The organism is Pantoea sp. R102, from assembly GCF_004916815.1.
GTDB classification, from domain to species: Bacteria; Pseudomonadota; Gammaproteobacteria; order Enterobacterales; family Enterobacteriaceae; genus Pantoea; species Pantoea dispersa.
Genome location: NZ_SDFT01000018.1, coordinates 16,790 through 37,831, shown reverse-complemented (window position 1 = coordinate 37,831; position 21,042 = coordinate 16,790). Strand labels below are relative to the sequence as shown.

The following is a 21,042-nucleotide window of genomic DNA, read 5'->3' as shown; positions in this document are numbered from 1 at the left end:
GAGGGATGCTGCGGGCTGACGAAAGCCCTCAGCACGGCATGCTCACGCGAGATGCAAATCCTGCACCCCGGTATCAATATGGTCGGCCCAGAACGCCACGCTTTCGGCAATCTCCGCCACCACATTGCTGTCGGTGGGTTCGCGCTCTTTGAAGCTTAGCTCGAGGCAAATCTCGTTATCCTGCGCGCCGCCGCGCGCCAGCGCCTCGAGCAGCGGCTGCGGCTGAATGCGACCGCCGGCATTGTACTGCAATGTAAAGGGCCTGTGCCCGCCTTTATCCATCATGCTCTGCTTTATATGGATGATGGGCGAAACGCGCGGCACCGCTTCAGCCCACGCGTAAGGATCGTAGTCACGCGGATCGTCAGAGGTGACATCGCCATGATCGATATCCGCCATCATCCACATTGGCAGGGCAAACTGTGCCGCGCTCAGCCGCTGTTGCAGCGCCATACAGGCGGGAATGGTTTCGCCAAATTCGCGTCCGACGCTCATCGGTTCCCAGAACAGGTAACGCAGACCGGCCGCTTTGGCGTGTTCCGCCACTTCCGCCCAGCAGTCAATGGCGATGGCAATCAGCGCTTCACGCCGCGCTGCATCGTTAAAATCCCGCTGGGTGAAGATGGCAAACTGCGAGCCCACCGCGACGCCGCCCAGTTCCGCGGTGATGTCGGCAAAGGTCTTGAACCAGTCAATGTAGTAGCGACGTACCGCCGCATCCGGATGACCAAAATGGTTGAGGCGGCCATACGGCCCGGTCATGCCGGAGGTGACGCGCACGCCGGTGGCACGCAGCGCCTGCTGCATGCGGCGCGTCATGTGGGTGAGGGTGGCAGCGGGCCAGCCGGGATTGATAAATTCATGCGTCAGCTGCAGATCGCGGATGCGGATCTGCTGCGCCACGGTGTGAATTAAATCGCCGGGATCGGCGAAGCGGTTCACCAGCGGATTGGTATTCAGCGAAAGCGTTAATGGCATGCGGCACCTCTCAGCCAGCGTGGGCGCGCAGCGGCGCGGCAGGGTGGAAAGTCTGTTCGAACCACTGGCTGAACGCGGTGCGCTGTGCAGCGCTGAGGTGCAGCTGATGTTTGGTGCGACGCCAGAGAATGTCTTCCGGCTGCTGCGCCCATTCGTACTGCACCAGATAACGCACCTCGGCCTCGTACAGCTGGCCGCCAAAATGCTCACCGAGATCGCTCAGCGAACTGGCGGTGCCCAGCAGCGTGCTCATACGCGCACCGTACAGTCGCGCATAGTGCTTGCGCAGCGGCTGCGGCAGCCACGGCCAGCGCGTTTTGATCTCCTCCAGGAAGCTGTCAAAATCGGCATTGGCGATCTCGCCGCCCGGCAGCGTGGCGCTGCGCGTCCAGTCCGCGCCCATGTTGGGGAAAAACGGCGCCAGCTGCTGCAGCGCATGCTCGGCCAGCTTGCGGAACGTGGTAATTTTGCCGCCGAACACGTGCAGCAGCGGGGCATCCTGTTGATTATCGAGGTCGAACACATAATCCCGCGTCACCGCCGAGGGATTGCCTTTACCGTCGTCAAACAGCGGCCGTACGCCGGAGAAGCGGGTAATCACATCGCTGGCGCGCAGCTTAACCTTGAAGTAGCGATTCACCACGTCGATCAGGTACTGCTGCTCACTATCATCCGCACTGACATCTTCCGCTTTGCCCTGCCAGGGAATGTCGGTGGTGCCGATTAACGCTTTATCACCCTCATAAGGATTGATAAAAATCACCCGCTTGTCGGTGTTTTGCACCAGATAGGCCTGCTGGCCCTCCCAGAATTTCGGCACGATGAGGTGCGAGCCTTTCACCAGCCGCACGCTGCGCTGGCTTTGCGTGTGGCTAACCTGATTGACGATATCCAGCACCCACGGCCCGGCGGCATTCACCAGCGCACGGGCGAACACCGTGCGCTGCGCGCCGCTGGCCTGATCCTGCAGGGTAATCTGCCATTTGCCCGGCAGACGCTGTGCTGCCACGCAGCGGGTGCGCGGCAGAATGGTGGCGCCGCGCTCGGCGGCATCCAGCGCATTGAGTGTCACCAGCCGGGCATCGTCCACCCAGCAATCGGAGTACTCAAAGCCTTTCTGGTAGCTGTCCAGCAGCGGTGCGCCTTCAGGATCGCGCGTCAGATCGAGCACGCGCGTGCCCGGCAGTTTTTTGCGTCCGCCAAGGTGGTCATACAGAAACAGCCCCAGCCGCACCAGCCACGCCGGGCGATCGGACGGGCTGTGCGGCAGCACAAAGCGCATCGGCCAGATAATGTGCGGCGCCGCGTTCAGCAGCACCTCGCGTTCAATCAGCGCCTCGCGCACCAGGCGGAATTCGTAGTACTCCAGATAGCGCAGGCCGCCGTGCACCAGTTTACCGGAGCGTGAGGAGGTGCCTGCGGCAAGATCGTCTTTTTCACACATCATCACCGACAGCCCGCGCCCGGCGGCATCGCGCGCGATACCGGCACCGTTAATGCCACCGCCGATCACAAACAGATCCAACGTGTTGTCACTCATGCGTTACTCCTTAAAACTGTTTAATGCCTGCCAGGCGGCAGGAAGATCGCGGCGGATCTGCTGATATTGAGGGAACAGCTGCTGGTAGCGCTGCATCAGCGCAGGCGACGGCGCTTCGGCGTCGTCCAGCAGCGGGCGCACCCAGCGTTCAACACAGTGCGCCATGTCCGGATACGCGCCAATCGCCACCGCCGCCATCATGGCCGCACCCGCTGCGCCGGCTTCCTCACGCTGGCTGATGCGCACCGGCGCGCCGATGCAGGCAGCAAGGATTTGTCTGAGCGGCTGCGATCGCACCGCACCGCCGGTAAGGCGAATTTCTCCCGGCAGCGTGGCGCCCATCGCCTGATAACAGTCGCGAGCTGCCATGCCGATGCCTTCAATCACGCCGCGCACCAGGTCGCCAAAGTTGTGCTGGTAGTTGAGGCCGGTGAAACTGGCGCGCGCGTCGGCGTTGACGAACGGTCCGCGTTCACCGGCCAGCGAAATGTAAGGATGGAACAGCAGGGTGCCTGGCTGCGCGTCGTTGAGCCAGCGATCGATCTGCTGCACCAGCCGCGCATGATCGGTTTCACAGCCAAAGCTGCTCAGCAGATCGCTGGCCACGTTCAGCAACCAGTCGAGATTGAGCGTGGAGGCCATGTTGGTTTGTACCTGAGTGACATAACCTGGCCACGGCAGCGGGATCACGTAGCCGGTTTGCGCCGGGTTGAGCCATACCTCGTCAATGGTGACGCTGCGCAGATGCACGCCGGTTGAGCCGACAATCGAACAGGCGGTATTGGCTTCACCGGTGTGCACCCCGGCACCGAGCGCGGTCATCGCCATATCGACATAGCCGAGACACACCGGCGTGCCAGCCAGCAGGCCGGTTTGCCGGGCGGCGTCAGCGGTCAGGCCATGGGTGATTTGCGTGCCGTCGATAATCTCCGGCAGCAGGTGGCGCCGGTGGTTAAGCCCCAGCGCGTCAATCACCGTATCGTCGTAGCGCTGGTGGCGATAGTTGCCAAAGGTAAAGCTGGCTTCAGACGGGTCGGTGGCGCGCACGCCGGTCAGATTGAGATAGAGCCAGTCCTTGCAGTGCAGCGCCACTTCGGCGCGCGCCAGCAGTTCGGGATAGTGCTGGTCCATGTGCGCCAGCTGCGCACCCTGCTGGCAGGTGTTAAGACCGGTACCGGTGGCCTGAAAGCGTGCGGCGGCCAGCGGCTGCTGATTGAGTTTTTCCACCGTGGCGGCGGCGCGGGCATCCAGCCAGATCCACGCATCATCCACCGGCTGATTATCAACACCGACCAGCCAGCTGCCGTCGCCCTGGGCGGTCACCGCTACGGCCACCACGCGCGCCGCCAGATTCTCCACCCGATTGCCGAGCTTGTGAATCGCACTGACCGCATCCTGCCAGGTTTGCGTCATTGACTGCTGGGCGGCACCGCCTGCGCTGCGGTAATAGCGATTGCGCGCCGACGCGCACGCCAGCTGGTTACCTTCCAGATCAAACGCCACCGCTTTAACCACCGAGGTGCCGGAATCCAGACCCAGAATGATATCGCCACTCTCCACATACACCTCCGTTCGCTGCTCCCGGTGCGGGAACCCCTGTTTGGTTTATCCGCAGCCTTGTTAATGAGCTGTGATGATTTTGCTAAATACTGTCTTACACCACTTCTCATGGAGATAACATATCTGATGTATTATTTTTCTAAAAAAAGAATAAATTTCACACCGGATGGCGAGTTCGATCACAAAATCAGCAGGGATTGCGGATGCACCTGGACACTGTGAAAGGTTTTTAATGATTGTATTAAAGGGGTTTTTAAACGGATTTGGGGTGATTGCAGGCAAATAAGCGATCCAGATCGCGCTGTGCGAAAAATTGCGCGCCACCTGTTGACAATTTAGTCACAACAGCACAATTCTCATCACACAAGTTATCACATTTATAACATTGCAGGGCGATGAACATCGTCGCTGTGCATCCTGAGAGGTCACGTTATGTCCGAGGTCTCAATCTTAACGCAGCAGCTGGCACGCAAACGTCGGCGGCGCTACACGTTCAGCGGTGTGGTGATCGTGGCGCTGGTGGCTGCCATGGCGCTGGATACCAAAGTGGTGCGCATCGGTTCGGCAGACGACGCGCGTCAGCAGGGCTTCTCCGCAGACAGCTACGGGCAGAAAACCTTTCCCGGCATCCAGCAGGATGTCGAAGCGCGCGCGGTGGATGCCGCCACGCTGGCGGCCGCACTGAACAGCGATCGGCAGCAGGCGGTGGCCAGATACGGTGTCGGCTCGCCGCTGCCGGTGCTGCCGGTCAAACTGCAGGGCGTGGTGCAGCCGGGGCAAATGGGTGTTTTCCCGTTACAGGTCGCCGGTCTGCCGGCGGGCACGCAGCTGCGGTTGCAAACCGGCCCGGCGATCACCGGCACCGATTTGCGTGATGCCAGCGGCAAAATTCAGTTTGGTGATTTTACTAATCAGATCGAATACCAGAACGCCGGGGCGGCGATTAACCGTGCCATGAAAGCGGCGGTGCTGGAGAAACTGGACCGCGAGGCGCTGCCGGGCAAAACCGTGCAGGTGGTCGGCGTGTTCCGCCTGCTCAGTCCGACCAACTGGCTGATTACGCCGGTGCGCGTGGAGGTGCAATGAAACCGTTCAACGTCAATCCGGCGCTGCTGAAAGGAGAAGTGATTCTGCAGGCGCGCAACGTCAGCAAAGTATATGGCTCCACCCATGCGCTGAAAGGCGTCAATTTTGAAATCCGCCGCGGCGAAGTTACCACGCTGTTTGGTGAAAACGGCGCCGGTAAATCGACGCTGATGAAAATTCTTTCTGGCGTGATTACGCCAACATCCGGGGAAATTCTGTTAAACGGCGAAGCAAAGGTGTTCCGTTCGGCCACCGAGGCGCGCGACTGTGGTATCTCGATTATTCATCAGGAGCTGAATCTCGCGCCCAACATGAACGTGCGCGACAACATTTTTATGGGGCGGGAAATCATGCGGCCCGGCGGGGTGGATTACGCCGAAGAGGCGCGGCTGACCCGCCATCTGATGGCGGCGCTGGAGGAGGATATTGATCCGCTGACGCCGGTGGAGAACCTGCGTCTCGGGCAGCAGCAGATTGTGGAAATCGCCCGCGCGCTGTCGGTGAATTCACAAATCCTGATCATGGATGAACCGACCTCGGCGCTTAGCGCAGCGGAAGTGGCGGTGCTGTTTCAGGTCATTCGCGATCTGACCAGTCAGGGCGTGGCGATTGTGTATATCTCACACCATCTGGAGGAAGCTCTGGAGATCACCGATCGCGCAGTGGTGCTGCGTGACGGCGTGATGACCGCCTACGCCCGGCGCGACGAGATCGACCTCGAATGGATCGTGCGCAACATGGTGGGAGAGCACTTCGACCTCGGTTCACCGCCCGGCGGCTATGCCTTCGGCGGTGACGCGCTGACGGTGCAGGCGTTAACCGTAAAAAGCAAAACCGGCATCCGGCTGGTGGATCAGCTGTCGCTGACGGTGCAGGCCGGCGAGATTGTCTGCATTTATGGCCTGATGGGCGCGGGGCGCACCGAGCTGCTGGAGTGTCTCGCCGGACGGCTGAAGCAGAGCAGCGGGCACATCCTGCTGCAGGATACCGAGATCTCCGCGCTGTCGCTGTCGCAGCGCATCAAAATGGGGCTGGCGCTGGTGCCGGAGGATCGCCAGCGCGACGGGCTGGTGCAGACCATGACGGTGGGCGAAAACCTGTCGCTGGCCAGCATCAGCGAGTTTGTGCGCGGGCTGGTGCTGTCAACGCGACGGGAGAAACAGCTGATTAGTGACAGCATTCGTAACGTGACGGTCAAGACTGCCGGCGGTGAGGCGGCTATCGGTTCCCTGTCCGGCGGCAATCAGCAAAAGGTGGTGATTGGCAAAATGCTCGCCACCCGACCCAAAGTGATTCTGCTGGATGAACCGAGCCGCGGCATCGATATCGGTGCCAAAGCCGAGGTGTTTCGTCTGCTGGCGGAGAATGCCAGCAAAGGGCTGGCGGTGGTTTACACCACCTCAGAAGTGGGCGAGTGCCTGAGTATCGCGCACCGCATCGTGGTGATGAGCAAAGGGCGCATCTCGGCCATCTTCGACGCCAGCGTGAGTAAAGAACGCATTATGGCCGCTTCGGGCGAGTCTCTGGTGGCATGACATGAAAAACGGAGCAAACGGTATGACTGACAGAACCCAAACGCTGGATAGCGCACCGCGTGTGGCGAAACCGGCCAGCGGCAAGCGCCTCAACCTGGCGCGGCTGCTGCTGGAAGGGCGTGCCTTTATCGCGCTGCTGGTGATTATCGCCACTTTCTCCCTGCTATCGCCCAACTACTTTACCGGCGCGAACTTCCTCACCATGGCGTCGCATGTGGCCATCTTCGGTTTGCCGGCGATCGGCATGCTGCTGGTGATCCTTAACGGCGGGATTGATTTGTCAGTCGGCTCGACGCTGGGACTGGCCGGCGTGATGGCCGGCTTTATGATGCAGGGCATTAACCTTGAAGCGCTTGGCGTGGTGCTCTATCTGCCAGTGTGGGCGGTGGCAATTCTGACGCTGGTGCTGGGCGCGCTGGTAGGGCTGGTCAACGGCGTGCTGATTGCGATTTTTCGCGTCCCGGCGTTTGTCGCCACGCTCGGCACCATGTATGTGGCGCGCGGTATCGCGCTGCTGATCACCAACGGTCTGACCTACAACAAACTATCCGGCAGCGAAGCGCTGGGCAATACCGGTTTCGACTGGCTCGGTTTTAACCGCCTGTTCAACATCCCGGTCGGCGTGCTGGTGCTCGGCGCAGTGGCGCTGGCCTGCGGTTTCCTGTTGAGTCGCTCGGCGTTTGGCCGCTGGCTGTATGCCTCGGGCGGTAACGAGCGCGCCGCCGATCTTTCCGGCGTGCCGGTGAAACGCATCAAAATCAGCGTCTACGTGCTGTCGGGTATCTGTGCGGCGATGGCCGGGCTGGTGCTCTCTTCGCAGCTGACCTCCGCCGGTCCGACCGCGGGCACCACCTACGAGCTGACCGCCATTGCAGCGGTAGTGATTGGCGGTGCGGCGCTGACCGGAGGACGCGGTAACGTGCGCGGCACGCTGCTGGGCGCGTTCGTGATTGGCTTTCTCTCTGATGGCCTGGTGATTATCGGCGTTTCTGCCTACTGGCAGACGGTGTTCACTGGCGCCGTGATTGTGCTGGCGGTATTGCTCAACACCCTGCAATACGGCCGGCGCGGTCGCTAACCCTGTGCGCGCTGGCCGGCTGGCGCGCGAGTAACCGTAAAACAAACCTGTACCCTAATAATAACGGAGCACCTATGTTCACTAAACGTCTGTTTATCGCCGCCGCCGCGATGGCCATCTCCACCTTTGCCTTACCCAGCTGGGCCAACAACGGCCTGATGACCATCATCGTCAACGATCCCTCCAACCCTTACTGGCTGACTGAGGGCCAGGTCGCGCAGAAGGCGGCGGAGAAGCTGGGCTACAGTGCCAAAGTCAGCGCGCACAAAGGGGATACCAACACCGAAAGCCAGCTGATTGATACGGCGATCACCAATAAATCGAAGGCGATCATTCTCGATCCGGCTAACGCCGACGGCTCGATTGGCTCGGTAAAGAAAGCCATCGCCGCCAATATTCCGGTGTTCGTGATCAATGCCGAACTGAACCAGAGCGGGCTGGCTAAAGCGCAGTTGGTGTCGAATAACGCTCAGGGCGCGGCAGTAGGCGCGATGGAGTGGGTGAAGCAGGTGGGTGACAGCGCCAGCTATGTCGAGCTGGTGGGACCGCCGTCGGATAACAACGCCGCCACGCGCGCCAACGGTTTCGATACCGTGCTGTCTCAGTACCCGACGCTGAAGAAAGTCGGCCAGGAAGTGGCGAACTGGGATCGCACCCAGGGCTTTAACAAAATGCAGTCGCTGCTGCAGGCTAATCCGAACATCAAAGGGGTGATCAGCGGTAACGATGAGATGGCGCTGGGTGCTATCGCCGCCCTGAAGGAAGCCGGCAAACTCAGTCAGGTGAAAGTGGGTGGGTTTGACGGTTCACCGGATGCGGTCGACGCGGTTAAAGCCGGTACGCTGGCCTATACCGTGATGCAGCCGGTAGCGCAGTTTGCGCAGAAGGCGGTAGAGCAGGCGGACACCTTCCTCAAAACCGGCAAAACCGGGGTAGCACAGGAGAAGCAGCTGTTTGACTGTATCCTGATCACCAAAGACAACGCCGGTGATTTCGTTTCGCCGTTTGTCCTGAAGCAGTAAGTCAGATTACCGATGGCGGCATTCTGGCCGTCATCGGTTGCCTGCTGCGCGCCTGATTTGCAAAAGAAACGTTTACGCGCTGTAATCAAAGCCGAAACTGCATTTCCGCTTCACTTTCCGGACGAAACATGGCGCATAACCCGCAAGAGACCTCCGCTGGTCACTTCCTGAATGAAACCTTACCGGGCGACAGCCGTCAGGCGCGTCAGCTGGCACGACGCCAGCTCATAGCCGAAGCCGTGATGGCCGAAGGCGCGGTGCGTATCGAAGATATTACTGAGCGCTTCGGGATCAGCCTGATGACCGCCCATCGCGATATTGATGAGATGGTTGAGCGGGGGCTGCTGCATAAATCACGCGGCGTGGTCTCTGCCACACCAACCAGCCTGGTGGAATCCAGCGATCTCTATCGTGCCACGCGCCAGCTGGAAGAGAAACAGGCGATTGCCGAAGTGGCCGCTGGCTACCTTGAACCCGGCCAGGCGCTGTTTCTTGATGATTCCACCACCGTGCTGCAGATGGCGCGGCTGCTGCCGGCCAAAGCGCCGCTCACGGTGATCACCAACTCGCTGACGTTAATGAATGAATTACGTAACGGACGCGATATCACTTTGATGGGGCTCGGCGGCCAGTTTCATCACTGGTGTAACGCCTTTATGGGGCGCATGACGCGTGACGAAATCGCCAGCCTGCGCGCCGATGTGTTTTTTGTCAGCATGTCGGCGATTATCGATGATGCGGTGTTTCATCAGTCGGCCGAGACGGTGGAGACTAAGCGCGCGATGTTCGAGGCGGCGCAGAAGCGCATCCTGATGATGGATAACACCAAGTTTGAGCGGCGCGCGCTGCATCGCTTTGCCCACCTGAGCGAGTTTGATGTGGTGATCGTCAATCAGGGCACGCCGGTGCCGGTGCTACGTCGCCTGCAGGAGCTGGGGGTGAATGTGGTGGTGGCACCGATGAAAACCGGGCAGGGACGCACAGAGGCGTAATGCCCGGTTTGCGCCTTAGCCAAGGCCGATGAAGAAGCCGGCGATGGTGGCGCTCATCAGATTGGAGAGCGTTGCGGCGATCAGCGCGCGCAGGCCCAGCCGCGCGATTTCCGGGGTGCGCTCTGGTGCGACGGCAGAAAAGGCGCCGACCACCACGCCAATCGAACCAAAGTTAGCAAAGCCGCACAGGGCGAACGAGACGATGGCGATGGTTTTGCCGTCGAGCGCGCCCGTCTGATGCAGATAAGGTGAAAAGCTGATGTAGGCAACAAACTCGTTCACCACCAGTTTCTGACCTATCAGACTGCCCGCCAGCGCCGCATCGTGCCACGCCACGCCCATCAGCCACGCCAGCGGGGCCAGCGCGAAGCCGAGTATTCCCTGCAGGCTGATGTCGCCGTGACCAAACCAGCCGCCGATGCCGCCAAGTATGCCGTTGAGCATCGCGATGATACCGACAAACGCCATCACCACCGTCGCCAGACCGGCGGCTATTTTCATCCCGGTAATCGCTCCGCTGGCGGCGGCTTCAATCAGGCTGCGTGCCGGCGTGTCGCTAAACGACAGGTTGGTAAAAGTCACCTGCGATGCTTCCGTTGCCGGACTGAGCAGCCGGGCGAACAGAATGCCGCCAGGAATGGCCATCAGCGAGGCGGCCAGCAGATATTCAATCGGTACCCCCAGCCCGGCATAGCCGAGCATAGTGGAACCGGCTATTGAAGCCATGCCGCTGCAGATGGCGGTGAACAGTTCGTTGCGATTGAGACGGTTGACGAAGGGTTTGACGATGGCCGGGATCTCATTCTGCCCGAGGAAAATGGTGGTGACCGCCACGAAGGATTCGATCTTACTGATGTTGAGCGCGCGCTGAAAGATGCCGCCCAGCAGCCGAATGATGGCGCCCATCACGCCAATATAGTAGAGCACGCTAACCAGCGCGGTGATAAAGATGATGGCCGGCAGAACGTGAAAAGCGAATACAAAGCCGGCGCCGTTAAACACCTTGTCCATTTGCGGTCCGGCCAGCGCGCCAAACAGAAACGCGCTGCCCGCATCACTGTAAGCCAGCGCCTGATGCACGCCGCTGGCGACTTTTTCCGCCAGCCATTTGCCCGGCGGCAAATAGAGGATCGCGCCGCCGAGGGCAATCTGAATCAGTAACGCGGCACCGGTGGTGCGCAGACTGATGTGCTTTTTATTTACTGACAGCAGAAACGCGATCGCCAGTAATACCACCATACCCAGAACACTTCTCATTATATCCATCATGATATTTCCTGATGTCAGCCTGGTGAGGTTGCATAGCGGTATGGGCGACCACTTTCTGCCCATATTGTGGGGTTAAATGATTAGCGGTACCTGCGCACGCAGTCTTCGACTAAATCCCAGAACCATGCGGTATCCAGCGTGATGCCCACTTTGGTGTTTGCCGGTTTCCCCAGCACGCCCAGCGCATCACACACCGTGCGGCCATAGCAGGGACCGCTGTTGACATCGATTTCGACAAACATCGGCTGAACGTTGAAGGCATCCGGATTGATTAGATAGGCGACACAGGTGGCGTCATGCACCGGGCCGCCCGCCAGACCGTAATTATCGTGCTGGGTTTTCAGCGTAAAATTCATCATGTCGCTGAACAGCTTTCCGGCCGGGCCGCCGGCCTTTTCCATGCGGGTAATGATGTCCGGCGTGCACACCGTCTGGTGCGTTAAGTCGAGCCCCATCATCACCAGCGGGGCGCCGGCGGTAAATACCACGCGCGCGGCTTCCGGGTCGGCAAAAATATTAAACTCCGCCGACGGGGTAAAATTACCGGTGCCGTAAGCGCCGCCCATCAGCACAATTTCACGGATTTTAGGAATGATTTTCGGCTGCATGCGCATCGCTACTGCAATATTAGTGAGCGGGCCGACCGGCACCAGCGTGATATCCCCGTCGCTGTTCATCAGCGTATCGATAATAAAGTTCACCGCGTGCTTTGTTTCCGCCTTACGCGTCAGCGGGCCGAACACCGGGCCGTCAAGACCGGTTTCGCCGTGAATATTATCGGCGACGATCTGCTGGCGCATAATCGGCTGCGGCATGCCGGCATAAACTGGCGTGTCAATATTCAGCATCTGGCAAACGTTCAGGCCGTTGACCAGCGTTTTGTCCAGAATTTGATTGCCCGCCACGATACTGATACCGAGCAGTTCAATCGAAGGATGTTTCGCGGCCAGCATGATGGCGATGGCATCATCATGACCGGGATCACAGTCCAGAATAATTTTACGTGCTGTCATGGTTTACTCCTCAGCTTCTTTATTTATCACCTTAATTTCATTGCAGAAATTTTCCGGTTCGGTAGGGTAGAGGCCTTCACCTTAGCAGCGGCGTGACACGCCAGAGTATGAGAAATCTCATAGTGGACATCGAATGATGAAAGAAATAAATAATGACGCGCTGAAGCAGCAGTTAATAATGGCGTCCGGCTATTGCGATAAATTTTCAGCCGATGTGATCCCGCACACACATTTATTTCATATTCTTGCCGGAGACTATATTGTGCGCGAGGGTTCTCTGCCGGCGTATATGTTTTATCTGGCGCGCGGTCGCACCAAACTGTATGTCACGCTGGCCAATGGCCGTATTTCGCTGGTGGATTTCTTTAATGCGCCCTGTTTTATTGGCGAGATTGAAGTGCTGGATGAAACGCATGCTTCACGCGCGGTGCAGGCGATTGAAGCCTGCTGGTGCCTGGCGCTGCCGGTGAAAACCTGCCGCACGCTGTTGTTAAATGATGCGCAGTTCCTGCGCCACGCCTGTCTCGGCCTGGTGAAAAAGAATTACCGCAATATTGTCACCTCAACGCGCAATCAGGCGTTTCCACTGGTTAACCGACTGGCGGCCTTTATCCTGCTGACCCAGCATGATGGTGTATATAAAGAGAAGCATACGCAGGTGGCGGAGTACCTTGGCGTGACCTATCGCCACCTGCTGTATGTGTTTGCGCAGTTCAGCGCAGAAGGGGTGCTGCGTAAGCAGCAGGGGGGTTATGCGATCGGTAACCGCGCGGCGCTGACGGCCTTAGCCGAAGAGATGGAACCCGGCGCAGCGCTGCCGGGTCACTGAGGTTTATGCGCCCTGGCGGGTGGCCGCCAGCACGATTTCCCGCACGCAGACCGACTGCAACTGTGAATAGGCGTAATCGATGGCGCTGGCCACATCGTCTGCGCTGAGCACCTTGCCGCCCATTTCGGCTTTCCACGCGTGATAACTGTCCTTAATTGCTTCGCTGGTGGTGTGGCTCAACAGTTCAGTTTCAACAGCGCCGGGTGCGATGACGATCACGCGTACATTGTGCGGCGACAGCTCTTCGCGCAGGTTCTCTGACATGCCATGTACAGCGAATTTAGTGCCAACATACACTGCGTGATTAGGAAACGTCTTCCGTCCGGCCACTGAGCTGATATTAATGATCGTGCCACTTTTACGGTCAATCATGCCTGCGGTGACCGCCTGCACGCCATTGAGCAGGCCTTTCACGTTGACGTCGAACATCTTATCCCATTCGCCGGCATCCTGTTGTTCAATCGCGCCGAGCAGCATCACGCCCGCATTGTTAATCAGCGCATCGACCGGGCCAAACTGCTGCTCAGCATCCTGCACTGCGGCGGTAAATGCGTGGCGATCGGTCACATCAACCGCGCGGCACAGGGTATTGGGCAGGTTCAGTGCCGTCATACGATCGATACGGCGAGCCAGCAGCAGCAGGGCATGTCCACGCGCCGAAAGCAGCTTTGCCGTGGCAAGACCGATACCGGAGCTGGCACCGGTGATGACGATTAAAGGTTTAACATTCTGGGTCATAATGACTTCCTCATAGATAAAATTAATGGCGAAGCTGAGGCGTGCACTTTAAATCGCGCAGAAATTAGTGAAAAATGGTTTATTTCTTTCGCCGATATAATTATTTTCTATGGATAAGCGACAGCTAAAAGCTTTTATCTGCGTGTTTGAGGAGCGCAACATCACGCGCGCCGCACAGTTACTCAATCTGACGCAGCCCGCGCTCTCGGCCACGATCAAACTGCTGGAAGAGGAGCTGGCCACCACGCTTTTTATCCGCAGGCCGCGCGGCGTGGAGGTCACGGAGGACGCTCGCGTCCTTTATCCGCAGGCGCGCAAGATGCTCAGCGATATGCAGGCGCTGGTGACACGCTTTCGGCAGCCGTCGGATTGTCTGCCGTTGAAGATTGGCGTTGAAGGGGATGTCGCCCCCGCCCAGCTGGCGCAACTGCTGACGGCCATCCGGCAACATTTTCCCACGGTGCTGCTTAGCGTCGAGCCCGGCTGCGTGGGCGATATCCGGATGGCGTGTGAAAGCCTGCGCTGCGAAGACGAGCTGTTTATGCCGCTGTTTGAAGAGCATTACGTGCTGGCGTATCCCGCCAGTCATGCGCTAAATCAGCTGGAAACGCTGACCCATGACCAGTTGCATCCGCTGCCGTGGGTGATGGTGCCGACTGATGAGTCACATCAGCGGCTGCTGCCTTTTTACGGTGCGGGTGCGGCAGCGGCCAACGCCGGCAGCTACGCGCTGGCGCTGGATCTGGCGGAAGCCGGCTTTGGCGTCACCATTGCGCCGGCGCCGCTGGTTGCCGCGCGGCATCGCCTGGCCTGGCGCGCTTTACCCGGTCAGCCGCTGATGCGGCGTGTCGGCATTTGCTATGCGGTTCAGGCGCAGGCCAATCCGGCGGTAGAACGGCTGCTGGCGCACTTCAGCCAGGGCGCGCCTTTGCGTACTTCGTGATAGATCCGGTACGCTGCCGGGCGCACCGGTTCAAAGCAGATTAGCGCGGGTTCATCATGTCAAATATGGCGTCAAAATTGCCGTCGCGTTCGGCCCAGCGCCGCGTATAGTCGCGCTCCAGCAGCAGTTCGCCGCGCGCGACCGGACCATTTTCCAGCATCTGCAGAATCTGCGCGATATAGTCTTCCAGCGGCATGGCACGGGGATCGCTGAGCTGGTGATCACCGGTCAGCGCCGTCTGTAGATATGGCGGCAGCATTTCCAGCACCTCAACCGGGGTATTACGCAGCTGATGACGCAGCGAAACCAGCCAGGAATGCAGAAAGGCTTTGCTGGCGCAGTAGGTGGGAAAACTGGCCAGCGGCATGAAGGCCAGCGCGGAACTGGTTGCCATCAGCGTGGCCTGCGGCTGACGGCGCAGCAGCGGCAAAAACGCGGCGGTGACGCGAATCACACCGAGGATGTTGGTCATCACGATTTGCTCAGCAATATCACTGGTCCATTCGTCCGCTGTCACCGTTTCCGGTTGCGAGATACCGGCGTTGGCGATTAGCACGTTGATATGCGGGAACTGCGCGTGAATCGCCGCGGAACAGCGGGCGAGGGCGGTGGCGTCGTTAACGTCCAGAGCAAAGCCGGTAATGGCCGGACGCTGGGCGGTGATTTCATCGAGCAGCGCCTGACGTCTGCCAGTGATAATGACGCGGTTACCGCGATCGTGAAAAGCCTCGGCCAGACGACGGCCAATACCGCTGGTAGCGCCGGTGATGAGCAGGGTGTTGTTGGTCAGTTTCATGGTGGTGCCTTATCAGTCAAAGAATGAAAGGCCACGCGCAGTGACGCACTGCAATCGATCCCGGTGAGACAGGATGCGTATGAAGAGTGAATGATGCCGTGGCGCTGTTCCGGTTTTCCTCTGCGCAGAGGCCCATTCCGGTTCAGGGCGCGTTGGATGACGGTAACGCCTACGGCAAGTCAGAAGTGAGATGCGCGCTTACTATATAGCGAGCCGGGGAGGGATGTCTATCCTGTCGTCCTGTTCCTACAGCCTGTGGCGTTTCGTTTTCTGACCATGATCAGTTATGCTGATTTGTATTAAAAATCATAAAGGAATTATAAAGTGCGCACCCGCGATTCGGCTCGTTTGCTTATTATAAATCCTCTTAATCAGGTTTTATTATTCTGGTTTAAGCATAAAAATAATGCCCTGTCAGGCAGAGAATACTGGGCCACACCCGGCGGAGGCGTTGATCCGGGAGAGACTTTTGAACAGGCAGCTATCAGAGAGCTCAGAGAAGAAACAGGCTTTTATGTCGATGATGTGGGTCAGCCGTTAACTGAGCGCATTTTTGAAATGACGCTTCCCAGCGGTGAGGTGGTTTTGGCAAATGAACGATTTTATTTAATTAAAGTTGGAGATGAAGATATCCGTACCAGTGGTTGGACTGAAAATGAAAAGTCAGTCATTGATAGTTATCACTGGTGGGATCTTACTGAGCTGCGAAACACTCGCGACGTCGTTTATCCAACAAATATTGCTGATCTCTGCGCATTGCCGGATTAATTACGCGACGTGTCATAGCGTTGAGCGTATGAATCTATCATTGCCGCTTTCAAATGGAATCTTATTGCAGGTGATCAGAGTATGTTCAGTGGAGCCGACACACGCTCAGGGAAGCAAAGTTTGAAGCATGAACTCACGGCAATGTTTGCAGAATTTATACAGGTATTTCAGGATTTTCAGCAGGTAGCCTAAGCGGCCTGGTCAGCTTAGCTCACAGCGATCAGGTCAGCTTTGCCCCTGTAATCAAATGGCGCATAATGTATATTATGTTAAATATGGTATCCCGTCAGGTAGCGCAATCCTTCGTTTCGCCCTTCACGCCTCTTACCAGGCCCACAACGCATTCCACCTATCCCACCGGTCTGTTTGATGGACACCACGGCGATATCCTGGTGCGCATCAATGCGCACCCTACAACAGACTGCCCGGCTAGCTTCAGCTATCTCTTTCGCTCATCCACAATGACAACGAATCACGCGACACCATGGCGATATCCTGGTGCGCATCAATGCGCACCCTACAACTGAATACCCGGTTAGCTTCGCCCGGTGGCTTTCCATGTCTTTAGCTCATCCAGCATGACAACGCTACGCGAAAACTTCCCGGTTATCCCTCAGCGCTTTTGTCAGATTTCACGTAGCGCGATCGGTCTGTTTGCTGGATACCACTCACGAGTAACTCTGGTGCGCATCAATGCGAACCCTGCAATGCCACTCCGCACTGCACAATCGCAGGGTCGCCATTCATGGCGACCGAACCCGGCGCCGTCAGCGGATTGCCACCCTCATTTATCTTTAAAATAATCTTCCGGCATTTGTCCCGGCGGCATGTTGATTACGGCATCATTATCCGGACCTTCATTCTTCATGTAGGTCACTTTGGCAAACTCAGGAATCACTACGTACGGATACGCTGGCCCTTCATCACGGAAACGATGCATATCTTCGATAAATTCATTCTGATAGCAGATGGTTTTTTCCGGATGCTGTCCTTCGCCGGCAATCCACTGCGGGAAAAAGATGGTGCCGTGAATCACCTTGCGGTTAATATCAAACAGCAGACTGACGCAGGTGCCGGTCGGCTCGTGCCAGTCGACTTTATAAATGCCCGGTGCGAACTGCACCGCATTCATGCTTTGATTGGTCACCCAACGGCCACCAACCAATCCCTGATGGATACGATAATCACAGGTTGTCGCGTTGCGCGCGTACCACTCATATTTCCAGCCATTATCATAGGTATAAACGAAATGCGTCCCGACAAACGCAGACAAATCTTTGGAAAATTCATCCGTTATCATGGTGTTATCCATTGTTCACCTCATCAGCAGTTTGTTGAAGCAGGAATAGTAAGTTATAGCGTCTGTGAGAAAACCAGACGGCAAATTAACAAAAAAATCCGCTTCCTGAGCGTGCAGCCGGCTTGACAGCACCCGTCCCCTGCTCTTTTATCTCCTCTGCACTCCGGGCCAGCTGTGGTTGTTACATTCTGAAGGCGTCATCTGGTCGTTTTCCTGCTAAATCTCGCTGCAATCTTTGCAACAGCGAGGTCAAACGTTCGGCGATGTAATCGGTAAATTCTGCACGTCCCAGCGTTCTGGCAAATACCTGCTGGGGTATAAAACGGCGCATTTCATTGTAAAAACGTCCGTCTTTGACGATGTTTTCGATACCAGCCAGTCGTTGTTTTAATAACTTTTCATAGTCAGGAATCCGGTAATCCTCGATTTTTTGCCGAATCCAGCCCACATCATACGCAGCGCCTTGCTGCATCAGCCACGGTAAATCCCAGACATCGCGATAACGAAGATATTTGGTGGTCGCAACCAGAGAAATAAGCTTATCACTCATGATTTCGTCGAGACTTTCACACATCACCAGCGTATCGCTGTAGCCATCCGGCAACACCGGATAATTGCGGCTCAGCGGCAACGGTTTGCGACTGTAAGCGGGAATATTAGCAACTTCGACTTTGATGGGTTGCTTAGGCATATCGCGTTTTTCGGGTGCTGTCGTCACGGAGACCTGCCATTTATCGACCCTAATCTCTTCATAGCCGGGCTGGCGGCGAAGTTCTGCCGGCTCTTTGACCGTAACTTCTAAACCGTAACGCGTGCCGAGATAGTCTTCGATACAGACCTTCATGTTTTTTAAATCTGCACCGGAAAAGTTGATGCCGCCGGCGAAATCCAGATCCTCGCTAAACCGATTGCCGTCATAACATAGCCGCAAAGAGGTACCGCCCTGGAACGTCAGATTTTGCAGCAGACCCGCTTTATCCAGACAGTAAAGGATGTCGTAGTGTAAAAGCTCTTTTTCCACTACGTTACGCATACCCTCGAGTTGCGCTGAAGCCATGGCCTTAGCGACCAGTTCAGTGAAACTGACTTTCTGATTCATCGTTCGTTTCCGCCTCATCAATCAGATGCGTATTACGTCCCACCCGACGTAAATCGCGCAGTGCGGCTTTTTTGGTTGCCAGGCGCAAAGGTGACTCGCCCAAAATGGTGTCCTGCAAAATTTGTTCAGGCGATCGTTTGGTATGCGTGAATTCGATCACGCCATAAGGCGTAATGTGTTCTTCAGAACGGCCCGTGGTCATAACGGTAAGACGCCCCATCGGGATTTGTGAAATTACACCGTAAGCCGATAACGCCGATTCCAGGCTCAGGTAACTGTATTCTCCTCTGCGCAACGTCTGGACGATTCTTTCCAGCGTGTAAGCGTTTTTACTTCTCGCATAGGCGTAAACATAGACGCCACGGCTGGCGCGCTGCAGGATGCCGTCCTTCACCAGACGGTTCAGGCCAGCATTGAAAGCCTTGTCACTGTCGTCATAAAAGACTTTGGCTAAATCACGCACAGCAAAGACATAGCGCCCCTGCCTGTCAAACGCGTTAAGCCGCTCGATTGCCGTCATTTTGTTCATATAAGTCTACGGGAAAACCACATTTATAGAGTATTCATGTGTACATGATTAGCTCTGCACTTTCAAGTGCACATGAACACCAGCAAAAAGTGGTATTTATGTGCACTTAATCCACCTGCTTCAAATCGGACAAATCTTCGTCGGTGTTACCAAAATCGCATGCCGGTTAAATGCAGGGTTCTGGCGATGCCACCGACGGCGATCAGCGCCAGCACAATGCCCAACCCCGCCATCGCTTCAAATCCAAGGTGCCTGAACAGCAGATAACCGACAACGCAGCCGGAAAGAAATGAGAAGATCGTAACAAGATGAGTAAAAAGCACGGTTCGATGGCCATCGCGATCGGCGGCCTCGCTTTGACTGAAGGATGCGCGCAGCCAGGAGCCTAACGCGATGCCGGCGTCGGTCAGTGTGCCGGTCACGTGCGTGGAGCGAACACGACCGGAAGAAAGCTGGGTCGAGGTTGAGTTGTGGATGCCCATCAGCAAACTCAGCGTAACCAGAATTTCGCCGTTGTTTCGTTCGGAATACCACAGGATTTCTACCAGGGAGGTCAGCAGCAGGAAAATACCCTCGGCCAGCAGCACCAGACAGTAAACGGTGCGTAGATTCCGCTTCAGGCCGTAAGCTACCGTCAAACGCGCCAGCATGGCACCGCAGACAAAAGCAAAAATCAGCACGGCCAGAAACAGCAGATCGTGTAGGTCAGAACCATTCACCTCTGCCGAAATTTGCGAGGTATTGCCGGTCATATGGGAAGGAAAAAAACCAAATGCGCCAAACGCCATGGCGTTGAGGATACCGGCCGTGGTGGCCAGCGTTAACGCCAGCAGGCGGTCTTCGCTGTGAGAGCGGATTTTCTTCTTGCGCAACAGCATAATCTATTCAGCACTCCTTTGAGAGATTCTCGGGTTGGTCGGGTCTCATCCTTATCAAGCATAGCGGCTATGCTCCGAGTCACGGCTAATCCTCTGCTTTTATTACTTTTAAATCCTCCGCTGCCACATCGTGTCGCTGTCATTTTTTTGTCATTTCCACGTCAGCGGATTGTTGGTCCCCGGCGCTTACAGTGGTGCATGAACCCGATTAATTATGAGGACCGATCATGACATTACGCAAAATCACGGCGCTGACGGCGCTGGTAATCTCTGCCCTGAGTGCCGGACTGGCGCACGCCGACAGCGCTGCCGCGCCGCAGGAAGTAAAAAATATTGTGCTGGTCCATGGCCTGTACGCTGATGGATCCAGCTGGGGAAAAGTCATCCCACTGTTGCAGGCGAAAGGTCTGCACGTCACCGCGGTGCAAAACCCAACGACGTCGCTGAATGATGACGTGGCGGCGGTGAAACGCGCGCTGGCACAGCAGAACGGACCGGTGATTCTGGTTGCGCACTCTTATGGCGGCATGGTTATCAGCCAGGCGGGCGATGAACCTGAAGTGAAGGGGCTGGTGTACATCGCAGCGCGCGCGCCGGAGGCCGGTGAAGATTATCCGGCGCTCACCAAAAAGTTCCCTGCAGCACCGGTTGCCGCTGGCCTGAAGTGGCGTGACGACGGTTTCGGGGCGCTCAGTGAACAGGCGTTTATCCACGACTTTGCCGGCGATCTGCCGGAAAGCGAAGCGCGGGCTTATTACGCCGTTCAGCAACCGATGGGTAAAGCCATTACCCAGGCGAAAACCAGCATGGCGGCCTGGCATAGCAAACCGAGCTGGTATGCGGTGTCGATGGAGGATCACACTATCAATCCGGATCTGCAGCGCTTTATGGCGAAACGCATGCATGCGCAGACCATCGAACTCAAGGCCAGCCATGTGTCGCTGATTTCCCAGCCGCAGGCGGTGGCAAATCTGATCATGAAAGCCGCGCACGTACCAGGGTATTGAGCGCACCCTTACCGGGTGCATGTTTGATAGCGGCGCAATTTATTGCGTGATAAATCGCGCCGCTACCAGAGGTGCGCGCCCT

Annotated in this window: 20 protein-coding genes; 9 read left to right on the top strand and 11 right to left on the bottom strand. The window is 57.2% G+C overall.

All coding sequences use genetic code 11. From position 1 onward, the window contains the following. Positions 1-42: 42 nt before the first annotated feature. From ERD80_RS02800 to ERD80_RS02790, 3 genes are read right to left on the bottom strand one after another with little or no spacing between them, the layout of a single operon-like run. Positions 43-978 carry a TIM barrel protein gene (locus ERD80_RS02800; protein ID WP_058780570.1) on the bottom strand — a complete coding sequence of 312 codons (936 nt, stop codon included), beginning with the start codon at positions 976-978 and terminating at the stop codon, positions 43-45. Between the two features lie 10 nt (positions 979-988). Next, entirely contained in the window at positions 989-2,518 is a 1,530-nt protein-coding gene (locus ERD80_RS02795; protein WP_059008817.1) for a glycerol-3-phosphate dehydrogenase, read from the bottom strand. Between the two features lie 3 nt (positions 2,519-2,521). Further along, complete coding sequence (locus ERD80_RS02790) at positions 2,522-4,078, bottom strand: FGGY-family carbohydrate kinase (RefSeq protein ID WP_136545679.1); 1,557 nt, start codon at positions 4,076-4,078, stop codon at positions 2,522-2,524. 432 nt (positions 4,079-4,510) lie between these two features. On the opposite strand from ERD80_RS02790, the gene ERD80_RS02785 reads away from it, so the two are divergent. From ERD80_RS02785 to ERD80_RS02765, 5 genes are all read left to right on the top strand, one after another. Next, positions 4,511-5,164, top strand: coding sequence for a DUF2291 domain-containing protein (locus ERD80_RS02785; protein ID WP_136545678.1), 654 nt, complete (start codon positions 4,511-4,513; stop codon positions 5,162-5,164). Continuing rightward, positions 5,161-6,699, top strand: a complete 1,539-nt coding sequence (locus ERD80_RS02780) for a sugar ABC transporter ATP-binding protein (protein WP_058780568.1) — start codon at positions 5,161-5,163, stop codon at positions 6,697-6,699. The genes ERD80_RS02785 and ERD80_RS02780 overlap by 4 nt, the downstream gene beginning before the upstream one ends. Before the next feature lie 22 nt (positions 6,700-6,721). Further along, positions 6,722-7,777 (top strand): ABC transporter permease, encoded by a 1,056-nt coding sequence (locus ERD80_RS02775; protein WP_058758647.1) that lies wholly within the window; start codon positions 6,722-6,724, stop codon positions 7,775-7,777. Positions 7,778-7,851: 74 nt separating this feature from the next. After that, positions 7,852-8,799, top strand: a complete 948-nt coding sequence (locus tag ERD80_RS02770) for a D-ribose ABC transporter substrate-binding protein (protein WP_058758551.1) — start codon at positions 7,852-7,854, stop codon at positions 8,797-8,799. A 128-nt stretch (positions 8,800-8,927) separates the two neighbouring features. Then, positions 8,928-9,791 (top strand): DeoR/GlpR family DNA-binding transcription regulator, encoded by an 864-nt coding sequence (locus tag ERD80_RS02765; protein ID WP_021506045.1) that lies wholly within the window; start codon positions 8,928-8,930, stop codon positions 9,789-9,791. Between the two features lie 15 nt (positions 9,792-9,806). Here the strand turns inward: ERD80_RS02765 and ERD80_RS02760 are convergent, their stop codons facing one another. Then, the gene (locus ERD80_RS02760) at positions 9,807-11,057 is read right to left on the bottom strand and encodes a NupC/NupG family nucleoside CNT transporter (protein WP_058774759.1); all 1,251 of its coding nucleotides are present in this window, start codon (positions 11,055-11,057) and stop codon (positions 9,807-9,809) included. 83 nt (positions 11,058-11,140) lie between these two features. Further along, complete coding sequence (rihB, locus tag ERD80_RS02755; protein ID WP_058769797.1) at positions 11,141-12,073, bottom strand: ribosylpyrimidine nucleosidase; 933 nt, start codon at positions 12,071-12,073, stop codon at positions 11,141-11,143. Positions 12,074-12,209: 136 nt separating this feature from the next. Here rihB and yeiL point away from each other — a divergent pair, with 136 nt between their 5' ends. Then, positions 12,210-12,902 carry a transcriptional regulator YeiL gene (gene yeiL / locus ERD80_RS02750; RefSeq protein WP_058769863.1) on the top strand — a complete coding sequence of 231 codons (693 nt, stop codon included), beginning with the start codon at positions 12,210-12,212 and terminating at the stop codon, positions 12,900-12,902. Between the two features lie 3 nt (positions 12,903-12,905). Here the strand turns inward: yeiL and ERD80_RS02745 are convergent, their stop codons facing one another. Beyond that, the gene (locus tag ERD80_RS02745) at positions 12,906-13,640 is read right to left on the bottom strand and encodes an SDR family oxidoreductase (RefSeq protein ID WP_136545677.1); all 735 of its coding nucleotides are present in this window, start codon (positions 13,638-13,640) and stop codon (positions 12,906-12,908) included. A 109-nt stretch (positions 13,641-13,749) separates the two neighbouring features. Here ERD80_RS02745 and ERD80_RS02740 point away from each other — a divergent pair, with 109 nt between their 5' ends. Next, positions 13,750-14,583: a LysR family transcriptional regulator gene (locus tag ERD80_RS02740; RefSeq protein ID WP_136545676.1), complete on the top strand. Its 834-nt coding sequence runs from the start codon at positions 13,750-13,752 to the stop codon at positions 14,581-14,583. Positions 14,584-14,623: 40 nt separating this feature from the next. On the opposite strand, the gene ERD80_RS02735 is transcribed toward ERD80_RS02740, so the two are convergent. After that, on the bottom strand, positions 14,624-15,379 hold the full coding sequence (locus ERD80_RS02735; protein ID WP_136545675.1) for an SDR family NAD(P)-dependent oxidoreductase: 756 nt from the start codon (positions 15,377-15,379) through the stop codon (positions 14,624-14,626). Between the two features lie 324 nt (positions 15,380-15,703). On the opposite strand from ERD80_RS02735, the gene ERD80_RS02730 reads away from it, so the two are divergent. Beyond that, positions 15,704-16,147, top strand: coding sequence for an NUDIX domain-containing protein (locus ERD80_RS02730; protein ID WP_136545674.1), 444 nt, complete (start codon positions 15,704-15,706; stop codon positions 16,145-16,147). A 784-nt stretch (positions 16,148-16,931) separates the two neighbouring features. Here the strand turns inward: ERD80_RS02730 and ERD80_RS02725 are convergent. The 4 genes from ERD80_RS02725 to ERD80_RS02710 all read right to left on the bottom strand — a co-directional run bounded on the left by ERD80_RS02725 (position 16,932) and on the right by ERD80_RS02710 (position 19,953). Further along, a complete protein-coding gene (locus ERD80_RS02725) occupies positions 16,932-17,447 on the bottom strand; it encodes a phenolic acid decarboxylase (RefSeq protein ID WP_058758650.1) in 516 nt (171 codons plus the stop codon). 181 nt (positions 17,448-17,628) lie between these two features. Continuing rightward, the gene (locus tag ERD80_RS02720; protein WP_058769802.1) at positions 17,629-18,546 is read right to left on the bottom strand and encodes a nucleotidyl transferase AbiEii/AbiGii toxin family protein; all 918 of its coding nucleotides are present in this window, start codon (positions 18,544-18,546) and stop codon (positions 17,629-17,631) included. Then, entirely contained in the window at positions 18,521-19,075 is a 555-nt protein-coding gene (locus ERD80_RS02715) for a hypothetical protein (protein WP_136545673.1), read from the bottom strand. The genes ERD80_RS02720 and ERD80_RS02715 overlap by 26 nt, the downstream gene beginning before the upstream one ends. Before the next feature lie 146 nt (positions 19,076-19,221). After that, positions 19,222-19,953 (bottom strand): YoaK family protein, encoded by a 732-nt coding sequence (locus ERD80_RS02710; protein ID WP_058758557.1) that lies wholly within the window; start codon positions 19,951-19,953, stop codon positions 19,222-19,224. A gap of 227 nt (positions 19,954-20,180) precedes the next feature. On the opposite strand from ERD80_RS02710, the gene ERD80_RS02705 reads away from it, so the two are divergent. After that, a complete protein-coding gene (locus ERD80_RS02705; protein WP_136545672.1) occupies positions 20,181-20,960 on the top strand; it encodes an alpha/beta hydrolase in 780 nt (259 codons plus the stop codon). Positions 20,961-21,042: the final 82 nt, after the last annotated feature.